This is a genomic window from Acidovorax sp. Leaf191 (assembly GCF_001424425.1).
Taxonomy (GTDB): Bacteria; Pseudomonadota; Gammaproteobacteria; order Burkholderiales; family Burkholderiaceae_C; genus Acidovorax.
In genome coordinates this window covers 500,155-515,244 of sequence record NZ_LMPT01000018.1, presented here as the reverse complement: position 1 = coordinate 515,244, position 15,090 = coordinate 500,155, and the positions used below count along the sequence as shown (strand labels likewise).

Here is a 15,090-nt window from a genome sequence, read left to right as displayed (position 1 = left end):
GGCGTGTGGCTGCACCGTCACCGCCTTATCCCGGCTTGCCGCGCCCCACAGTCACCAGCCCCTGCATCTCCAGCCGCACACCCAAGCCCTTGAGCGCATCGCTCTTGCGCAGTTGCAAATGCCCGCCATAGGCCTGCACGATCTGGCTGGCAATCGCCAGGCCCAGCCCGCTGCCCTGCACGGACTCGTCAAAGCGCACACCGCGCTCGCCCGCGGCCTGCAGTTGCTCCGGTGTCATGCCCGGGCCATCGTCCTCGATGTCCAGGCACAGGCAGGTGTGCGCGGCTCCGCCCTGCGCCGACAAGGGCGCAGAGGCCGCCATCGATGCCGATACCGACACGGTCAGCCGCACCCGCGACGCAGCCCACTTGCCCGCGTTGTCCAGCACGTTGCCCAGCACCTCTTCCAGGTCGGCGCGTTCTCCACGCCAGTGCAGCGGGCCGTGGGTGGCTTCTGCCAGCACCCAGTCCAGCTCCTGTGCGGCGTGCAGGCGCTCCATCATGCGCAGCAGCTGGGCCACGCAGTCGCGCACGTCCACGGCCTGGCCGGTGCTTCCGGGGTGGGCGTGCAGTGCGTCGCTCAGGGTGCGGGCCTGGTAGCGGTCCACCAGCTGGGCCATGGCCTCGACCTGATGCCGCACCTCGCCGCTGGACACCTGCGGCTGCGCACTGGCCTGCGCGCTCAGCAAGGCCAGGGGCTTCTTGAGCGCATGGTTCAGGTCCACCGCATGGGCCCGCGCGCGGGCCACCACGTGCGCGTTGTGCGCCAGCAGGCCTGCCAGCTCGTTTTGCAGGGGCTGCAGGTCGCGCCCCGTGGGGGCGGCCAGGTGCCGCGCCACATCGGGCCCCGCGCCCTGCGGCGCGCGCAGGGCGGCCAGCATGGCCTCCAGCCGGCGCAGCGGGGCCAGCCCCACCCGCACCTGCAGCCACGCCAAACCGCCGGTGAGCAGCATCAGCACCAGCCCGGCCACCACCAGCGTGCGGTCGATCTGCCGCATGCTGCTGTGCAACTGCGCGGCCGGGCCGTAGACCGTCAGCGTGACCTGCACCGGGGGCTGGCCCAGGCTGACCGGCTGGGCCAGCGACAGCAGGGGTTCCTGCAACGGCCCCGTGGCCCGGTGCAGCGTGGCAGAGCCGGTGGTGGGCGCAGGCTCGGCCGGCAGGCTGTCCATGTCCCACAGCGAACGCGACCGCAGCACATCGCTGCCCGCCTGGGCGCGCCAGTACCAACCGGCGTAGATGGCGCTGAACTCATCGGCACCGCCGGTGGACTCCCGCAAGCCGCCCTGGGGGCCCAGATGCAGCCGTGCGCCCACGCGCTGCGCCTTGTCGCGCAGCACCTGCTCGAAGCTGGCCAGCAGGCTCTGGTGCATCTGCACGCGCAGCCACAGCCCCCCGGCGCCCACCAGCAGCAGCATGGGCACCAGCGCCAGCAGCGCGATGCGCGTGGCCATGGGCCACTGGGCCAGCGCCAGGGCCCACGCGGCGGCGCCATGGGCCCTGGCCGGCGCAGGCGGTGCGGGCTGCGCACGCCTTGAAGATGGCGCGGAGGGTTCGATGCGCATCAGCCCGCCACGTCGCACGCCACCAGGCGAAAGCCCTGGCCGCGCTCGGTCACAAGCTGCGGCGCACCGTTCAACTTGCGGCGGATGCGGCCGATCAGCACGTCCAGCGTGTTGGAGTCCGGGTCGAGGTCGCGCGCATACACATGCTCGCTGATGTCGGTGCGCGTGAGCAGCTTGCCCGGGTGGTGCATGAAGTACGCCAGGATCTTGTGCTCCTGCGCGGTGAGCTGCAGGCTCTGGCCCTGCAGCGAAAAGCGGCCCTGCACCACGTCGTACTCCAGCGGGCCGGCCGTCAGCACGGCGGCGGCCGACCCGGCCGTGCGGCGCAGCATGGCCCGCAGGCGCAGCACCACCTCGTCCATGAGGAAGGGCTTGGTCAGGTAGTCGTCGGCCCCGGCATTGAAGCCCGCGACCTTGTCGCTCCAGCGGTTGCGGGCCGTGAGCACCAGCACCGGCCAGCTGCGGCCCGCGTCGCGCCAGTCGCGCAGCACGCTCAGCCCGTCCTTGAGCGGCAGGCCCAGGTCCAGCACGGCGGCGCTGTAGGCTTCGGCACTGCCGGCAAAGGACGCGGCCTCGCCGTCGTGTTCCACATCCACCGCGAAACCCGCTGCCTCCAGCGCCACGCGCAGTTGCTGCGCCAGCGCCACATCGTCTTCCACCACCAGGATGCGCATCAGTCGTCCACCTTCTGCCGCGTGACTTCCAGGCTCACGGCGTCCACTTCGAGCTCCAGCTTGAAGCCGTTGGGTTGCTGCAGCTCCACGCTGTAGTAGGGGCGTCGGCGGTGGTCCGTCTCCAGCTCCACCTCCAGCACCAGGCCCGAAAAGCGCGGCCGCAAGGATTCGAGCATCACGGCCATGGACTTGGGTGCCGCGGGCGTTCCCGCCGTTTGCGGCGGGGTCAGCACCTCGCCCGTGTTCACGTCCACCAGCAGCTTCATCTCCCCGGCGGGCCGGTCCGAGAGCTTGACCTCGTACACCGCCTTGCCCTGCGCGTCGCGCTCGAACTCGGCGTTCACCACGCGCGAGCCGTAGCGCTGCTCCAGCTGCTGGATGTAGCGCGCCATTTGCGCGAGGCCCACAGGCTGCGTGGGCCAGTCGCTCTCCTGCGCGACGACGGTGCCCGTGGCCGCATCCACCAGCACCTCGTGCTTGGTGCCGCGGGCGTCGATGATCTTGATCTCGTAGCGCAGCTCGCCCTTGCGGCCGTGCTTGGTCTCCACGTCGATGACGCGCCCGCCGTACTGGCGGCTCATGTCCGCAATGATGCTGTTGAGCGGCTTGAGCTGCCCGCTCTGCACGCCCCGCCGCGCCACATCCTGCTCGGCGGCGGGGGCCTGCGCACAGGCCAGCGCTACCGCGGCAAAAGCGGCGGCCTGCACGATGGTTCGCAAGCTGATATTTGTCATCGCGCGATTATTGCGGAGGCCATTAAACGGTCCATGAACGGACGCTTCACGGTGGGTTTAGGAACGGTTGCGCACACTGCCTCCCAGTTCTTCACAACCACTGCCACACCGAAAGGAAGCACCATGAAAAAGACCGTTCTGACCCTGGCCTTCGCAGCCGCCGCCGCGGCCTCCGCCCTGCCCTCCATGGCCTGGGCCATGGGCGCCCAGGAGGCCGTCAACGTGATGGCCAAGAACCACTACGTGGCGCCGCACGACCTGCAAAAGCAATACGGCTACTGGACCGCCGAGGCCGTCTCCAACGACGGGGTGCGTGCCACCGTGCTGGTCAACGATGCCAACGGCAGCTTCACCGCCGTGCGCAAGGCCGATGTCGGCACCGCCCTGCCCAGCGTGGAGCGGGTGGCGCGGCAGGTGCGCGCCGCCGGCTACAGCTTCGTGTACGACGTGGAGCTGGACGACGGCTTCTGGCAGGCCAAGGCCCGCCAGTCCGTGACCAACCGCGAGAAGGTCGAGTTCGTGCTGCACCCGGTGACGCTGGAGGTATTGAGCCAGGTGGGCCGCAGCGGCGGCACCGTGAACGGCCAGCCCGTGCTCAGCGCCGACCAGATCGTGGCGGCCCTGCAGCAGGCGGGCTACACCCGCGTGCGCGGTGTCGAGTATGAAGACGGCTACTGGGAGGCCGAGGCCACCAACACGGCCAACCTGGCGGTGGAGCTGCGGGTGGACGCCGTGACCGGAGCCGTGTTGCGCGAACAGCTGGACGATTGAGCGGCCCGCGCCTGCGGTGGAGGCAGGTGCGGCAACCAGCGCATGCAAAAAATAACACCTGGCCCGGCATGCCAACGCAGCCGGGCCAGGTGTTGGAGTGACTGTTGTAGCGGGTCGGGGCAGGCACGCCGAACGTGCCCGTCGCCCGCGCTACATGCCTACTGCCTACTTGGACAGATCGACCGCGTACTTCGACGTGCCCTTGCCCGAGCCGTCGTCCGCCGCCAGCAGCGACACGTTGGCCAGGCCCGCGGCCTGCGCCACGGCCAGCGCATTGGCGCCCGAGCTGAACACCACCGGTCCCGCCACGGTGGCCTTGGCAAAGCGCCAGCTCTTGGCCGCACCGTTGGCACTGCGCGTCACCGCGGGGTTCTTGCGGATGTAGTCGATGACCACGTCGCGATTGGCATCGGGCGATGCCCAGATGGTGCCCGAGCCGTCGAGCTTGTCGATGAAGCTCTTGCCGCTGGTGGCGCGGTAGTTGTTGGTGGCGATCACGAACTCCTGCGCCACGTCGATGGGCTTGCCCAGGTAGGTCAGGTTCTTGATGCGGCTGCCCACGGGCTGGGTCACGTCGATCTGGTACTGCACGTCGGCGGTGGTGAACATGTCGAAGTTGTAGCCCGGGAAGGTGCTGATGAGCTGTTGCTCGCCGGTCTTGGCAGGGTCGATCTGGTTGAAGCGCTTGGCAGCGGCTTCCAGCCAGTTCTTGATGTCTCCGCCGTTGACCTTCACCGCATACACCGTGTTGGGGTATAGGTACAGGTCGGCCGCGTTGTTGATGGCCAGCGGGCCCACGGCGACGTCGGTGTAGTCGGCTCCACCCTGGAAGCCGCTCTTGAACGGCGCGCTCACCGACAGCACCGGCAGCTGCGCATACTGCGGCAGGCTGGCCTTGATGTAGGCGGCCACATAGGCCTGCTGCGCCTGGTTCACGATCTGGATCGCGCCGGGGTCGCCCACGTCGGCGAACAGCGTGCTCATGCGGAAGTCGGTCTGGCCGATCGGCGTCTTCACGTACTGGATGGCGGCCTGGTGCTGCGTCTCGACGAGCGGGGCCACGCTGGCGTCCGCATCCACGGTCACCGTGGCGCCGGCGGCGTTCTTGTTCTGGATGTTGCGCAACTCGGACTTGCTGGCCGTCTTGTTGACGACCCACTTGGCGCCGTCCCACTGCAGCGCGAGCTGCACCACGCCCAGGGCCTTGCCCCACGAGCTGGCCATCACGGCGGGCACGCCGTTCACGGTGCCGGCCTTGTGGTCGACACCGGCCATGGTGAAGCCGGGCGTGGCCGCGGTGTCGGGGAACACGCCGTGCTGGTGGCCCATCACCATCGCGTCGATGCCGGCCACCTTGGAGAGGTACAGGCCCGGGTTCTCCATGGTGGGCGAATACGCCGCGCTGTCCATGCCGCCGTGCAGCAGCGCGATCACGATGTCGGCGCCCTTGGCGCGCAGCTCGGGCACGTACTTCGTCGCAGCCTCGACCGCGCCTTGCGTGCTGACCTTGCCTTCGAGATAGCGCTTGTCCCAGTTCATGATGCCCGGCGTGGTGAAGCCGATCACGCCCACCTTGATGGGCAGCTTCACCTCCTTGCCGTCCGCGCCCTTGGCCACCAGCGTGCGCTCGAGCACGGTGTAGGGCTGCACCAGCGGCTTCTGGGTCTTGTTGCTGGTCACGTTGGCCAGCACCATCGGAAAGCCCGCGCCCGCGCATTTCTTGGCGGCGTCCACGCCGTCCACCTCCAGCCCGCCGCCCAGCACCTGGTTCAGGAACGGCAGGCCGTAGTTGAACTCGTGGTTGCCCAGCGTGCCGGCGTCAAAGCCTAACGCGCCCATGGCCTTGTACATGGACAGCTGCTGCGTGCAAGGGATGGGGTTGATGGTGGCTTCGTAGTCGGCCAGCGCCGTGCCCTGGATGGTGTCGCCGTTGTCCACCAGCAGGGTGTTGGCAAACTCCTTGCGCGCCGCGCGCACCAGCGTGGCGGTGCGCTCGAAGCCGTAGCTCTTGTCTTCGGCCAGCTTGAAGTAGTCGTAGCTGCGCACGTTGAAGTGCAGGTCGGTGGTCTCCAGCACGGCCAGCGTGGCGGTGGCACCAGCGTTGTTGTTGACGCTGCCGCCATCACCGCCGCCGCAGGCGGACAGCGACGCGGCCAGCGCCAGCACGCTCAGCGTGGCGGTGCGGCGTGAGCCATGAAACGACGAAAGCGAAAGAAGTCGGCTGCGAGTGCGTTCAGACATGAACAAGGCCCTTGTTGGAACAAGGGTCCGAGTGTCTGGCCGGGGTTTGACAGCGGTGTGACGTGGTGCAAAAGCACACGCCTGCCCGCCCCCATCAGGCGATGCGGTGCACGTCGCCGTTGTGCGGCGAAGCGCTTTCGTGGAACAGGTCCTCTAGGAACTGCGCCAGCTCGTGCTCTTGCACGAAGTCGGGAATCACGAAACCCGAGGGAGTCCGCTTGCCATCGGACCCCACGCGGTAGGCCTGCCACAGCGCGCCCTCGCGCCGCACCTCGACGATGCGGCCGAAGACGTTGAAACGGGGGTGCGTCGGCGCTGCCATAGGAAGCGCTCCTTCAGACGGATGCGTGCGGATCTGCGGTCGTGGCGATCAGATCCACCTCGACCGTCGCGTTCTTGGGCAACTGCAGCACGCCCACCGACGTGCGCGTGTGGGCGCCCGCGTCTCCCAGCACGGCGAACAAAAGGTCCGACGCCCCATCGGCCACCTCGCTTTGCTGCGTGAACGTAGGCGCCGACTGCACGTACACGGTGATCCGCAGGATGGCCTGCACTGCATCGAGTGAGCCGAGTGCACGCTGCAGCAGTGCCAGCGATCGCATCACGCACACCTTGGCGGCCTTCTGCGCATCGGCCAGCGACGCACCGGCACCGGCCGCGCCCGTGACCACCACGGTGTCGCCCACGCGCGGGATCTGGCCGCTCAGGTAGATGTGGTGACCGTCGCGCACCAGCGGCACGTAGTTGCCACCGATCTTGATCTCGCCATCGAAGCTGTAGCCCAGGGCCTGGGCCTGTTCCTGGAAACGCGTGTCACGGGACATAAGAAATCTCGGCATTTAAGAGGGCCACCACTATGCCATTGAGCGCGGCATGGAGCGCGCAGGCAGCCATTGGCTCGGCCCACGCCAGTGCACCCGCGGAACTGGCTCGGCCAGACCACCGGATGCGTCCCCCTGGGGCGGGAAGGCGCGGAAGACGAAACACGGGGGGGAGGGGTTCAAAGATACCGCGCGAACGGGTCCACCAGCGACGCCAGCGTCACGCCGGCGGGCTGCCCGGCATTCTCGGGGCGCCAGGCTGGCTCCGGCCCTGCGGCCACCGGCATGACCTTGATCGGCTGCATTTTGCGGCCATAGAGGCGCTGCACGCGCTCATCGAGCGTGGGGTGCGAGTCGAGCCAGCGCTCCATGCGGCCACCGCCGCCCAGGTCCACCAGGAGCATGTGCTGTACCGAGGGGTGGTTCAGTCCCTTGTGGCTGTGCTCTTCATAGCCGCGCGGCAGGTCGCGGCGCTGGGCCATGACCTTGCGCAGCACGCCGCCCAGGCCGTCGCGGCTGCGCGTCCATTGCACGGCGCGGGCGTCGGCCAGGTACTCGCGCTGGCGCGACACTGCGGCCTTGAGCATGCGTCCGGTCAACCAGCCTGCAAGGCCGGCCAGCATGATGGCCGAGCCGAACCACCACGACAGGCCCCGGCGCTCGCGCAGCGTGTCGCCGAAGTTGTAGACCAGCTCCAGCCCGAACACCATGCCCGCCAGCTGCATCTTCAGACGGGTGTCGCCTTCGTGCAGGTGCGAGAGCTCGTGGGCGACCATGCCCTGCATCTCCTCGCGGTTCAGGTAGTCGAGCGCGCCCTGCGTCACGGCGATCACGGCATCGCTCTCGTCCCAGCCGGCGGCAAAGGCATTGATCGCGTCGGTGCGCGGCATCACCATGATCTCGGGCCGGGGCATGTGGGCCGCGATGCACAGCTCGTCCACGATGTTGGAAAGCCGCTGCTCGGCATGCGAGAGCGACGGCCTCAGCTCGCGCGCGCCTACCCGCCGGGCCAGCTTGACGCCGCCCGCGCGCAGGTTCGAGGTTTCCACCCACCAGCCGCCCAGCACCAGCATCAGCGACACGCCCACGTTGGCCGCCAGAAAGCCCTGCGGAAACGGCAACCGCCCCGGCAGCACCGCAGCCATCAATACCCAGGCCAGCGCCAGGGCCGCGTGCACCGCGACGACCAGCACGGCCACAGCGAGTGCAAAGCCCAGCAGCAGGCGCCGCGTCTCGCTGCGCGCGCTGTCCTGATGGTCCCAGAACTTCATGGCACCCTCTCCAGTTGGTGAGATATCCACTGCGGGCAGAACTGGCCGCAGCCTTGCCGGCGCATGCGTGGATGCGTACGGGCCGTGCCGCCACGTGCGTCCCGCGGAGGGAACAGCGCCGCCAGCGGCCCAGAGGCCCAGAGGCCCAGAGGCCCATCGATATGGCTTACGAGAACCGCACCTGCGGCGCGGTGCGCTCTTCTTCGCTGCGTGTGGATTCGAGCATCGGCACGGTGGGAAAGCCCAGCAGGCGCGCCACGACCAGGTCAGGAAACTGCGCTGCCGCGTCGTTGAATTCCAGCGCCTGGTCGTTGTACGCCTGGCGCGCAAAGCCCAGGCGGTTTTCGGTGCTGGTCAGCTCTTCGGACAGCGACTGCATGGTGGCGTCGGCCTTGAGTTCGGGATACGCCTCGGCCACCACCATCAGGCGGCCCAGGCTGCTGCCCAGCACGCCCTCGGCGGCGGCCAGCGCGCCCATGGCGTTGGCGCTGCCAGGCTCTGCCCGTACAGCGGCGGCAGCGCCCTGGGCCTGACCGCGCGCCTGGATGACGGCTTCGAGCGTGGCGGCCTCGTGGCTGAGGTAGCCCTTGGCGACTTCGACCAGGTTGGGCACCAGGTCGTGGCGGCGCTTGAGCTGCACGTCGATCTGGCCAAACGCGTTGGCGATGCGGTTGCGCAGCTGCACCAGCCGGTTGTAGACAGTGACGGCCCACACCGCCAGCACGGCGACCAGGCCCAGAACGATCCAAGCAGTAGCTGACATGTCCCACCCTCCTTGTTGTGAATTGAATGAATGGATGCTGGGCGCATCTTAGTGGCGCTCCTCTCCCAAGGGGGCCATACATTTCAGCGGGTAGGGATTTAAGCACCAAAACAGCCTGCAGCGCCTCACCAATAAGCGCTAGCAGCTATCAAAAGCAGAGCAATCGATACTATGAGCGCACACCGGGCCCATCCACAGGCTGCGAGGGCAGCGGCCCAGCCGCTCTGGGTTCACACCCCGCACCCTCCACCGACAGCAGCCCCGCCAGTGCACCCGTGGAACCGGCTTTGCCGGGCCACCGGGTGCGTCCCCCTTCAGAGGGAAGCGGCGCAGCCGCTCAGGGGGTGCCCTTATTCCGCATCCAGTCCGCCGTGCCCATGAAGCTTTCCTTCAAGCGGGCGCGCAAAGCATCGGGCACGCCCGTCTCGCCCATGGCCTGGTCCATGCAGGCGACCCACTGGTCGCGCTCCTTGATACCGATGGAAAACGGCATGTGCCGCATGCGCAGGCGCGGGTGGCCGAAGCGGCTTTGGTAGTGGTCGGGGCCGCCCAGCCAGCCGCACAAGAACCAGAAGAGCTTTTGCCGCGCCTGCATCAGGTCGCTGCCGTGGGCCGCACGCAACTCGGCATACGCGGGCTCCAGGTCCATCAGGTCGTAAAAGCGCTCGGTGAGCGCCAGCACGCGCGCTTCGCCGCCGATCCATTCGAAGGGTGTGACAGCCGCCGCCGCAGCCTCCTGGCCGGGTTCGGTGTCTGCGTCGGGGTCTGCGTCGGGGTCTTTGGAAACGTCTGAATTCATGTCAAAAATGGCGCTACCGCTTGACCATCAAGCGGCAGCAGCTATCGAATATATAGCAACCGGCTGATGCAGCACTGGTGGTACCCCACAGAGGGCACACGCCAGCCGCTCACTCCGCCGCGCGGCGCAGCGTGTCCACCACCGGCCGCAGCAGCACCTCGCGCAGGCCCCACCAGCCAGCGGCCAAGGCCAGCACGGCGCCCGCCACGGCGCCCGCCAGCGGCACCCAGGGCGACGCGGTCCAGGCGAAGTCGAACACGAAGCGCGCCAGCGCCCAGCCCACGCCCACGGCCACGGTGCTGGCCAAAAAGCCCGCGAGCAGGCCCACGCCCACCAGCTCGGCGCGCTGCACCTGCCGCAGCAGGCTGGCGCGCGCCCCCACGGCGCGCATGATGGCGTATTCGCGCGCACGCTCTTCGCGCGTGGCGGTGACGGCCGCGAACAGCACCACCAGGCCAGCGGCCAGCGTGAAGGCGAACAAGAACTCCACCGCGCGGATCACCTGGTCCAGCACGCGCTGCACCTGGTTGATGGTGGCGGCCATGTCCACATTGGTGATGTTGGGGAATTGGCGCACCAGCGCGTTGTCGAAGCCGTGCACCTCGGGCGCGCGGTAGGCGGCAAGGTACGTGACGGGCACGTCCTTCACGCTCGCCACCGGGTACATCACGAAGAAGTTGGCGCGCATTGAGCCCCAGTCCACCTTGCGCAGGCTGGTGATGCGGGCTTCGTTCAGCACGCCGCCCATGTCGAACTGCAGGCGGTCGCCCATCTTCAGGCCCAGGGTCTCGGCAATGCCTTCTTCGACGCTGATCGCGCCCTCCTCGCCCGCGGTCCACCGGCCGGCCACGATCTGGTTGTGGGCCGGTGCCTCGGCGGCATTGGAGAGGTTGAACTCGCGGTCCACCAGGCGCTTGGCGCGGTCGTCGGTGTAGTCGGCCGGGCCCACGGCCTTGCCGTTCACCGCCACCAGCCGCCCGCGGATCATGGGGTACCAGTCGTACTTGGCGACGTTGTTGTCCTTGAGCGCCTGCTGAAAAGCGTCGGCCTGGTCGGGCATGACGTTGATCACGAAGCGGTTGGGCGCATCCGGCGGCGTGGCCTTGCGCCAGCTGTCCACCAGGTCGGTGCGCAGCAGCACCAGCAACACCAGGGCCAGCAGGCCCACTGCCAGGCTGCTGACCTGCACCACGGCGTAGGCCGGGCGTGCCGATATCTGCCGCGTGGCCAGCACCAGCCAGCGCGGGGCGGTGGCCTCGTTCACGCTCCTGCGCAGCAGCTTGACCGCCACCCAGGCCAGGCCTGCGAACAGGAGCACCGCGCCCGCAAAGCCGCCCACGGCGATCAGGCCCAGCTTGATGTCGCTGCTCACCGTCAGCAGCAGCGCCGCAAAGCCCGCGATGCCGATGCCCAGCACCGCCATGGATGCCGGCTTGAGCCCGCCCACGTCGCGCCGGATCACCCGCAGCGGTGGCACCTGGGCCAGCTGCAGCACCGGCGGCAGGCCGAACGCGAACAGCAGCGTGAGCCCCATGCCCAGGCCGAAGGCCACGGGCCACAGGCTGGGTGCGGGCAAGGCGGATTCCACCAGCCCCGCCAGCAGCAGCACAAAGGCGTGGTGCACGGCATACCCAAGCAGCACGCCCAGGGCGCTGGCAAAGAGGCCCACCAGCGCGAACTCGGTGGTGTAGGCGCCCGCGATGGTACGCTGGCTTTGCCCCAGCACGCGCAGCATGGCCGATGCGTCCAGATGCTCTGCCGCGAAGCCGCGCGCGGCCAGGGCCACGGCCACGGCCGACAGCAGTGCGGCCAGCAGGGCCACCAGGCTCAGAAATTTCTGGGCGCGGTCCAGCGTCTGGCGCATTTCGGGGCGGCCGCTCTCCAGCGACTCCACACGCACGCCGTGCACCTCGGGCTTTTTGAGCTCTGCGGCAGACCATTCGTTGAAGGCCTTGACCGCAGGCGCCGGGCCGGTGACGGCAAACCGGTAGGTCAGGCGGCTGGCGGGCTGCACCAGGCCGGTAGCGGCCAGGTCGGCTTCGTTGACCATCACGCGCGGCGCAAAGCTCATGAAGCCCGCGCCCCGGTCCGGCTCGATGACGATGATGCGGGCGATGCGCAACTGCGCATCACCCAGCAGCAGGAAGTCGCCCATGGCCAGGTTCAGCGATTCGAGCAAAGGAGCATCGACCCACACCTCGCCCTTGGCCGGGATGTCCCGCGTGGGCTGGTCGATGGCGCCGGGCGCGTCGGCCACCCGCAGGCTGCCGCGCAGGGGGTAGCCGGGCTGCACGCTCTTCAAGGCCACAAGCTTGCTGGCGCCGCCCTGGGCGTCGCTGGCGCGGCCCATGGTGGGAAAGCCGAGCGTGGTGACCGACTGGAGGCCCAGCGCCTTGGCCTGGTCCACAAAGGCCTGGGGGGTGGGGTTGTCGCTGGCTACCACCGCGTCGCCGCCCAGCAGCTGCAGGGCATCGCGCTGCAGGCCGCCCTGCAATCGGTCGGCAAAGAAGCCCACCGAAGTGAGTGCAGCCACCGCCAGGGTGACGGCAACGATCAACAGGCGCAGCTCGCCCGCACGCAGGTCACGGGCCAGGGTGCGCCAGCCCAGGCGCAGAAAAGACAGGTTCATGGCGCGGACCTTAGCGCAAAGCGAACGGGCCGTCAGCCCGTGGGGTGTTTGGGGCGGTGCCGGGCGCTGCGCGGGCAGCGGGCCCGCCCCTCGCGGTCAGGGCCGCACCGTGGCGGTGGCCTCGCTGCCTTCGCCCGCGCCCAGCCGCTGCTCCAGCGCCTTGAGCACAGGTTCGATCTGCGCACCCACCCGGATCTGCGGGTTGGAGAAGCCGTCGGCCTTGCCGGCCTCGACCTCGCGCTGCTGGATCAGCGGCACGGCCTTGGCGAACGCGTCGGTGAACGAATGGGTCTGGCGCAGCTGCTCGTTGAACACCGCGCGGCCGAAGAACGTGAGCTCGGACAGCCTGCCGCAGCCGTACGAGGTGTGCGTGGCATCGGCCGCGGTCATGATGAGCGTGCCGTCGGTGGCCAGCGGGTCGATCCAGCCGCCCGAAAAGCAGGCCGACACGGCGATCACGCGGTGGCGGATGCCGGCGTCGTCCAGCGCGGCGCGCAGCATCTCGGGCGTGACGGGCGGCACCTCCAGCGGCCAGTGCGACGCGGCCAGTTCGTGGTTGCGCGCGCCGTGGGATGTCATGTAGACCATGAGCACGTCGTTGTCGCGGTCCATGCGGTCCGCCAGCGCCTCGATGGCGCGCTGCAGGTTCTGCGGCGTGGCCCACAGGTGGGTGCCTGCGGTTTCCGCATGGTTGAGCAGGTGCAGCACGCGGCCGTCGGCGTCGAAGCGCTCCTTCAGCAGCGTGCTGACCATGGTGCTTTCTCGGCGGAAAACTTCCTCGCTGGCATAGGGGGCGAACACCAGGCCGTAGACATCCACCACGCCGGGGCGCTCGGGCGCCAGCGCCTGTACCTGCTGCGGCCACAGTGCCTGCTGGGCTTCGAAGACCGTTTGCGACAGGTGCAGGCGTGCCGGCTCCGGGGCAGCCTCCTGGGCTGCGGCAACGGCTTCGGTGTCCAGCTCCCAGGGCCGGTCGGGAAACTGCCACGTGGCCAGGGCCGCCAGGCCCACCAACCCGGCGGCAAAGACCGCCGTGCGCAGGCGCGAGCGGATGAAACGCGCACTGACCACGACCACCGCCGCCAGCAGCCACACGAACAGCGGGATGTACAGCGCCCACATCACCCATCCGGCGATCTGCCCCTGCCAGGTCTGCGGCCTTTGCGCCGCCCAGCCCAACAGCCCGTACGTGAGCAGCGTGGGAACCATGGGCGCCCAGGTGGAGAGTGCGAACCACGCCGCCAGGCCGCCCGAAGGCTCGGGGCTGGCGGCCCCTGGTGCCGCGGCCTGTTGCCGCAGCGCCGGGGCCATGGCCCACCACGCAAACCACAGCAGCGCCAGCGTCGTCCAGTACGGAATCAGCCAGCCGCGCAGGTTGAACTGCGCGGGGCCCACGATCTCCAGGCGCGCGACGGCCGCCAGCAGCGCGCCACTGGCGAGCGCCAGCACCACCAGCTGCCAGGGCGTGGGCGCCGCCGCGCCGGTACGGGGCGCCAGGAAAAATCCGGCGCGCAAGCCTTCGCGGACCCAGTCCCAGAGCGACAGTCGGGCAGCGCCCGCAGGCCCGCCATTTGTGTTGCCAACAAGCGCCCCCGGCGCGGTGGGCGTTCCGCTCAACGGCACTTCGATCTCTCCGGGCACAGGGCCCCATTGGCTGGGCAGGGTGTTGTCCCAGGTGCCATGGATGTGACGGTCTTTCATGCGCGCATCATGCCATCTGCGCATGACGTGCCTGCACGGCGGGCGGCCCCTCGACGGTGGCCGCTGCGTGCTCTTGGGGGGTTACCGGTGCCGCCGTGGCCGTAACTGTGGCCCGGCATCCAACCGCTATCGCAATGCCTGCGGCGCAGCCCCTGCCGCAGGCAGCACCGCGGGCGCCTGCGCCAGCTCCGGCTGCAGCACCAGCCTGTCCGCCCCGCTGTAGCAGACAAAACGCCGGTTGGTCGCCCGCCCGATGGCGCACAGGCCCAGCTGCTGCGCCACCGCATGGCCCATTTGCGTCATGCCGCTGCGCGACACCACGATGGGCACACCCATCTGGGCCGACTTGATGACCATCTCGCTGGTAAGACGCCCGGTGGTGTAGAAGACCTTGTCGGCGCCCGACATGGGCTCGGGCGCGGGCCCTCCTCCCCCCGTGGCTGCATCCGTCGGCCTTGGCGGCTGCGCGTTCATCCACATCCAGCCCGCAATCGTGTCGATGGCGTTGTGGCGCCCCACGTCTTCCACGAAAGTGAGCAGTTCCTCACCCCGGAACAGCGCGCAGCCGTGGACCGAACCGGCAGACTTGTACGTGGTCTCCTTCAGGCGGATCGCGTTGACGATGCCGTACAGCTGGGCTTGGGTGAGGCGCGCCTCGGGCAGCACGATGCGGTCCACCTCGTCCATCAAGCCACCGAACACGCTGCCCTGCCCGCAGCCGGTGGTCACCACCTTGCTGGCCGTGCGCTCTTCGATGCGCTCGATGCCGTGGCGGGTGCGCACGGCGGCGGCGTGCACGTCCCAGTCGACGGTGATGGACTCGATGTCGAACACCGACTCGACCAGGCGCTGGTTGCGCAGGTAACCGAGCACCAGCAGCTCGGGCTGCGCGCCCAGGGTCATCAGCGTGACCAGCTCGCGCCTGTCCACATACACGGTGAGCGGGCGCTCCGCGGGGATGGAGACCTGCTCGCGCTCGCCCAGTTCGTTGACCACATCGACACTGTGGGTGAGCGGGGCCGTGGCCTGCGTCAGGCGCGGCAAGGGCTGGGCGGTGGAATCCGTTGCGGTGCGGGAGGTCATGGAGGGACTATACGCAGGCGTGCTGGATGCAGACGTCTG

General features: G+C 69.0%; 13 protein-coding genes. 1 reads left to right on the top strand and 12 read right to left on the bottom strand.

What is annotated here, in order from left to right; all coding sequences use genetic code 11:
- Positions 1-25: 25 nt before the first annotated feature.
- From ASG27_RS13995 to ASG27_RS13985, 3 genes are read right to left on the bottom strand one after another with little or no spacing between them, the layout of a single operon-like run.
- The gene (locus tag ASG27_RS13995) at positions 26-1,564 is read right to left on the bottom strand and encodes a sensor histidine kinase (RefSeq protein WP_235504049.1); all 1,539 of its coding nucleotides are present in this window, start codon (positions 1,562-1,564) and stop codon (positions 26-28) included.
- Positions 1,564-2,238 (bottom strand): response regulator transcription factor, encoded by a 675-nt coding sequence (locus ASG27_RS13990; RefSeq protein ID WP_056161715.1) that lies wholly within the window; start codon positions 2,236-2,238, stop codon positions 1,564-1,566. Before ASG27_RS13990 ends, ASG27_RS13995 begins: the two co-directional genes overlap by 1 nt.
- Positions 2,238-2,972 carry a PepSY domain-containing protein gene (locus tag ASG27_RS13985; protein ID WP_056418188.1) on the bottom strand — a complete coding sequence of 245 codons (735 nt, stop codon included), beginning with the start codon at positions 2,970-2,972 and terminating at the stop codon, positions 2,238-2,240. Before ASG27_RS13985 ends, ASG27_RS13990 begins: the two co-directional genes overlap by 1 nt.
- Before the next feature lie 123 nt (positions 2,973-3,095).
- Here ASG27_RS13985 and ASG27_RS13980 point away from each other — a divergent pair, with 123 nt between their 5' ends.
- On the top strand, positions 3,096-3,743 hold the full coding sequence (locus tag ASG27_RS13980) for a PepSY domain-containing protein (RefSeq protein WP_056418186.1): 648 nt from the start codon (positions 3,096-3,098) through the stop codon (positions 3,741-3,743).
- Positions 3,744-3,908: 165 nt separating this feature from the next.
- Here the strand turns inward: ASG27_RS13980 and ASG27_RS13975 are convergent, their stop codons facing one another.
- From ASG27_RS13975 to ASG27_RS13935, 9 genes are all read right to left on the bottom strand, one after another.
- Positions 3,909-5,984 (bottom strand): bifunctional 2',3'-cyclic-nucleotide 2'-phosphodiesterase/3'-nucleotidase, encoded by a 2,076-nt coding sequence (locus tag ASG27_RS13975; RefSeq protein ID WP_056418395.1) that lies wholly within the window; start codon positions 5,982-5,984, stop codon positions 3,909-3,911.
- 94 nt (positions 5,985-6,078) lie between these two features.
- Positions 6,079-6,306, bottom strand: a complete 228-nt coding sequence (locus ASG27_RS13970) for a DUF7661 family protein (protein WP_056418182.1) — start codon at positions 6,304-6,306, stop codon at positions 6,079-6,081.
- A 13-nt stretch (positions 6,307-6,319) separates the two neighbouring features.
- Positions 6,320-6,808, bottom strand: coding sequence for a RidA family protein (locus tag ASG27_RS13965; RefSeq protein WP_056418180.1), 489 nt, complete (start codon positions 6,806-6,808; stop codon positions 6,320-6,322).
- Between the two features lie 176 nt (positions 6,809-6,984).
- Positions 6,985-8,076: a M48 family metalloprotease gene (locus tag ASG27_RS13960; protein WP_056418177.1), complete on the bottom strand. Its 1,092-nt coding sequence runs from the start codon at positions 8,074-8,076 to the stop codon at positions 6,985-6,987.
- Between the two features lie 166 nt (positions 8,077-8,242).
- Positions 8,243-8,839: a LemA family protein gene (locus ASG27_RS13955; protein WP_056418174.1), complete on the bottom strand. Its 597-nt coding sequence runs from the start codon at positions 8,837-8,839 to the stop codon at positions 8,243-8,245.
- Positions 8,840-9,176: 337 nt separating this feature from the next.
- Positions 9,177-9,638, bottom strand: a complete 462-nt coding sequence (locus ASG27_RS13950; protein WP_235504048.1) for a group II truncated hemoglobin — start codon at positions 9,636-9,638, stop codon at positions 9,177-9,179.
- A gap of 109 nt (positions 9,639-9,747) precedes the next feature.
- Positions 9,748-12,267: an ABC transporter permease gene (locus tag ASG27_RS13945; protein WP_056418172.1), complete on the bottom strand. Its 2,520-nt coding sequence runs from the start codon at positions 12,265-12,267 to the stop codon at positions 9,748-9,750.
- Positions 12,268-12,363: 96 nt separating this feature from the next.
- Positions 12,364-13,968, bottom strand: a complete 1,605-nt coding sequence (locus ASG27_RS13940) for a C13 family peptidase (protein ID WP_056418170.1) — start codon at positions 13,966-13,968, stop codon at positions 12,364-12,366.
- A gap of 126 nt (positions 13,969-14,094) precedes the next feature.
- Positions 14,095-15,051 (bottom strand): formate dehydrogenase accessory sulfurtransferase FdhD, encoded by a 957-nt coding sequence (locus ASG27_RS13935; RefSeq protein ID WP_056418167.1) that lies wholly within the window; start codon positions 15,049-15,051, stop codon positions 14,095-14,097.
- Between the last annotated feature and the right edge of the window lie 39 nt (positions 15,052-15,090).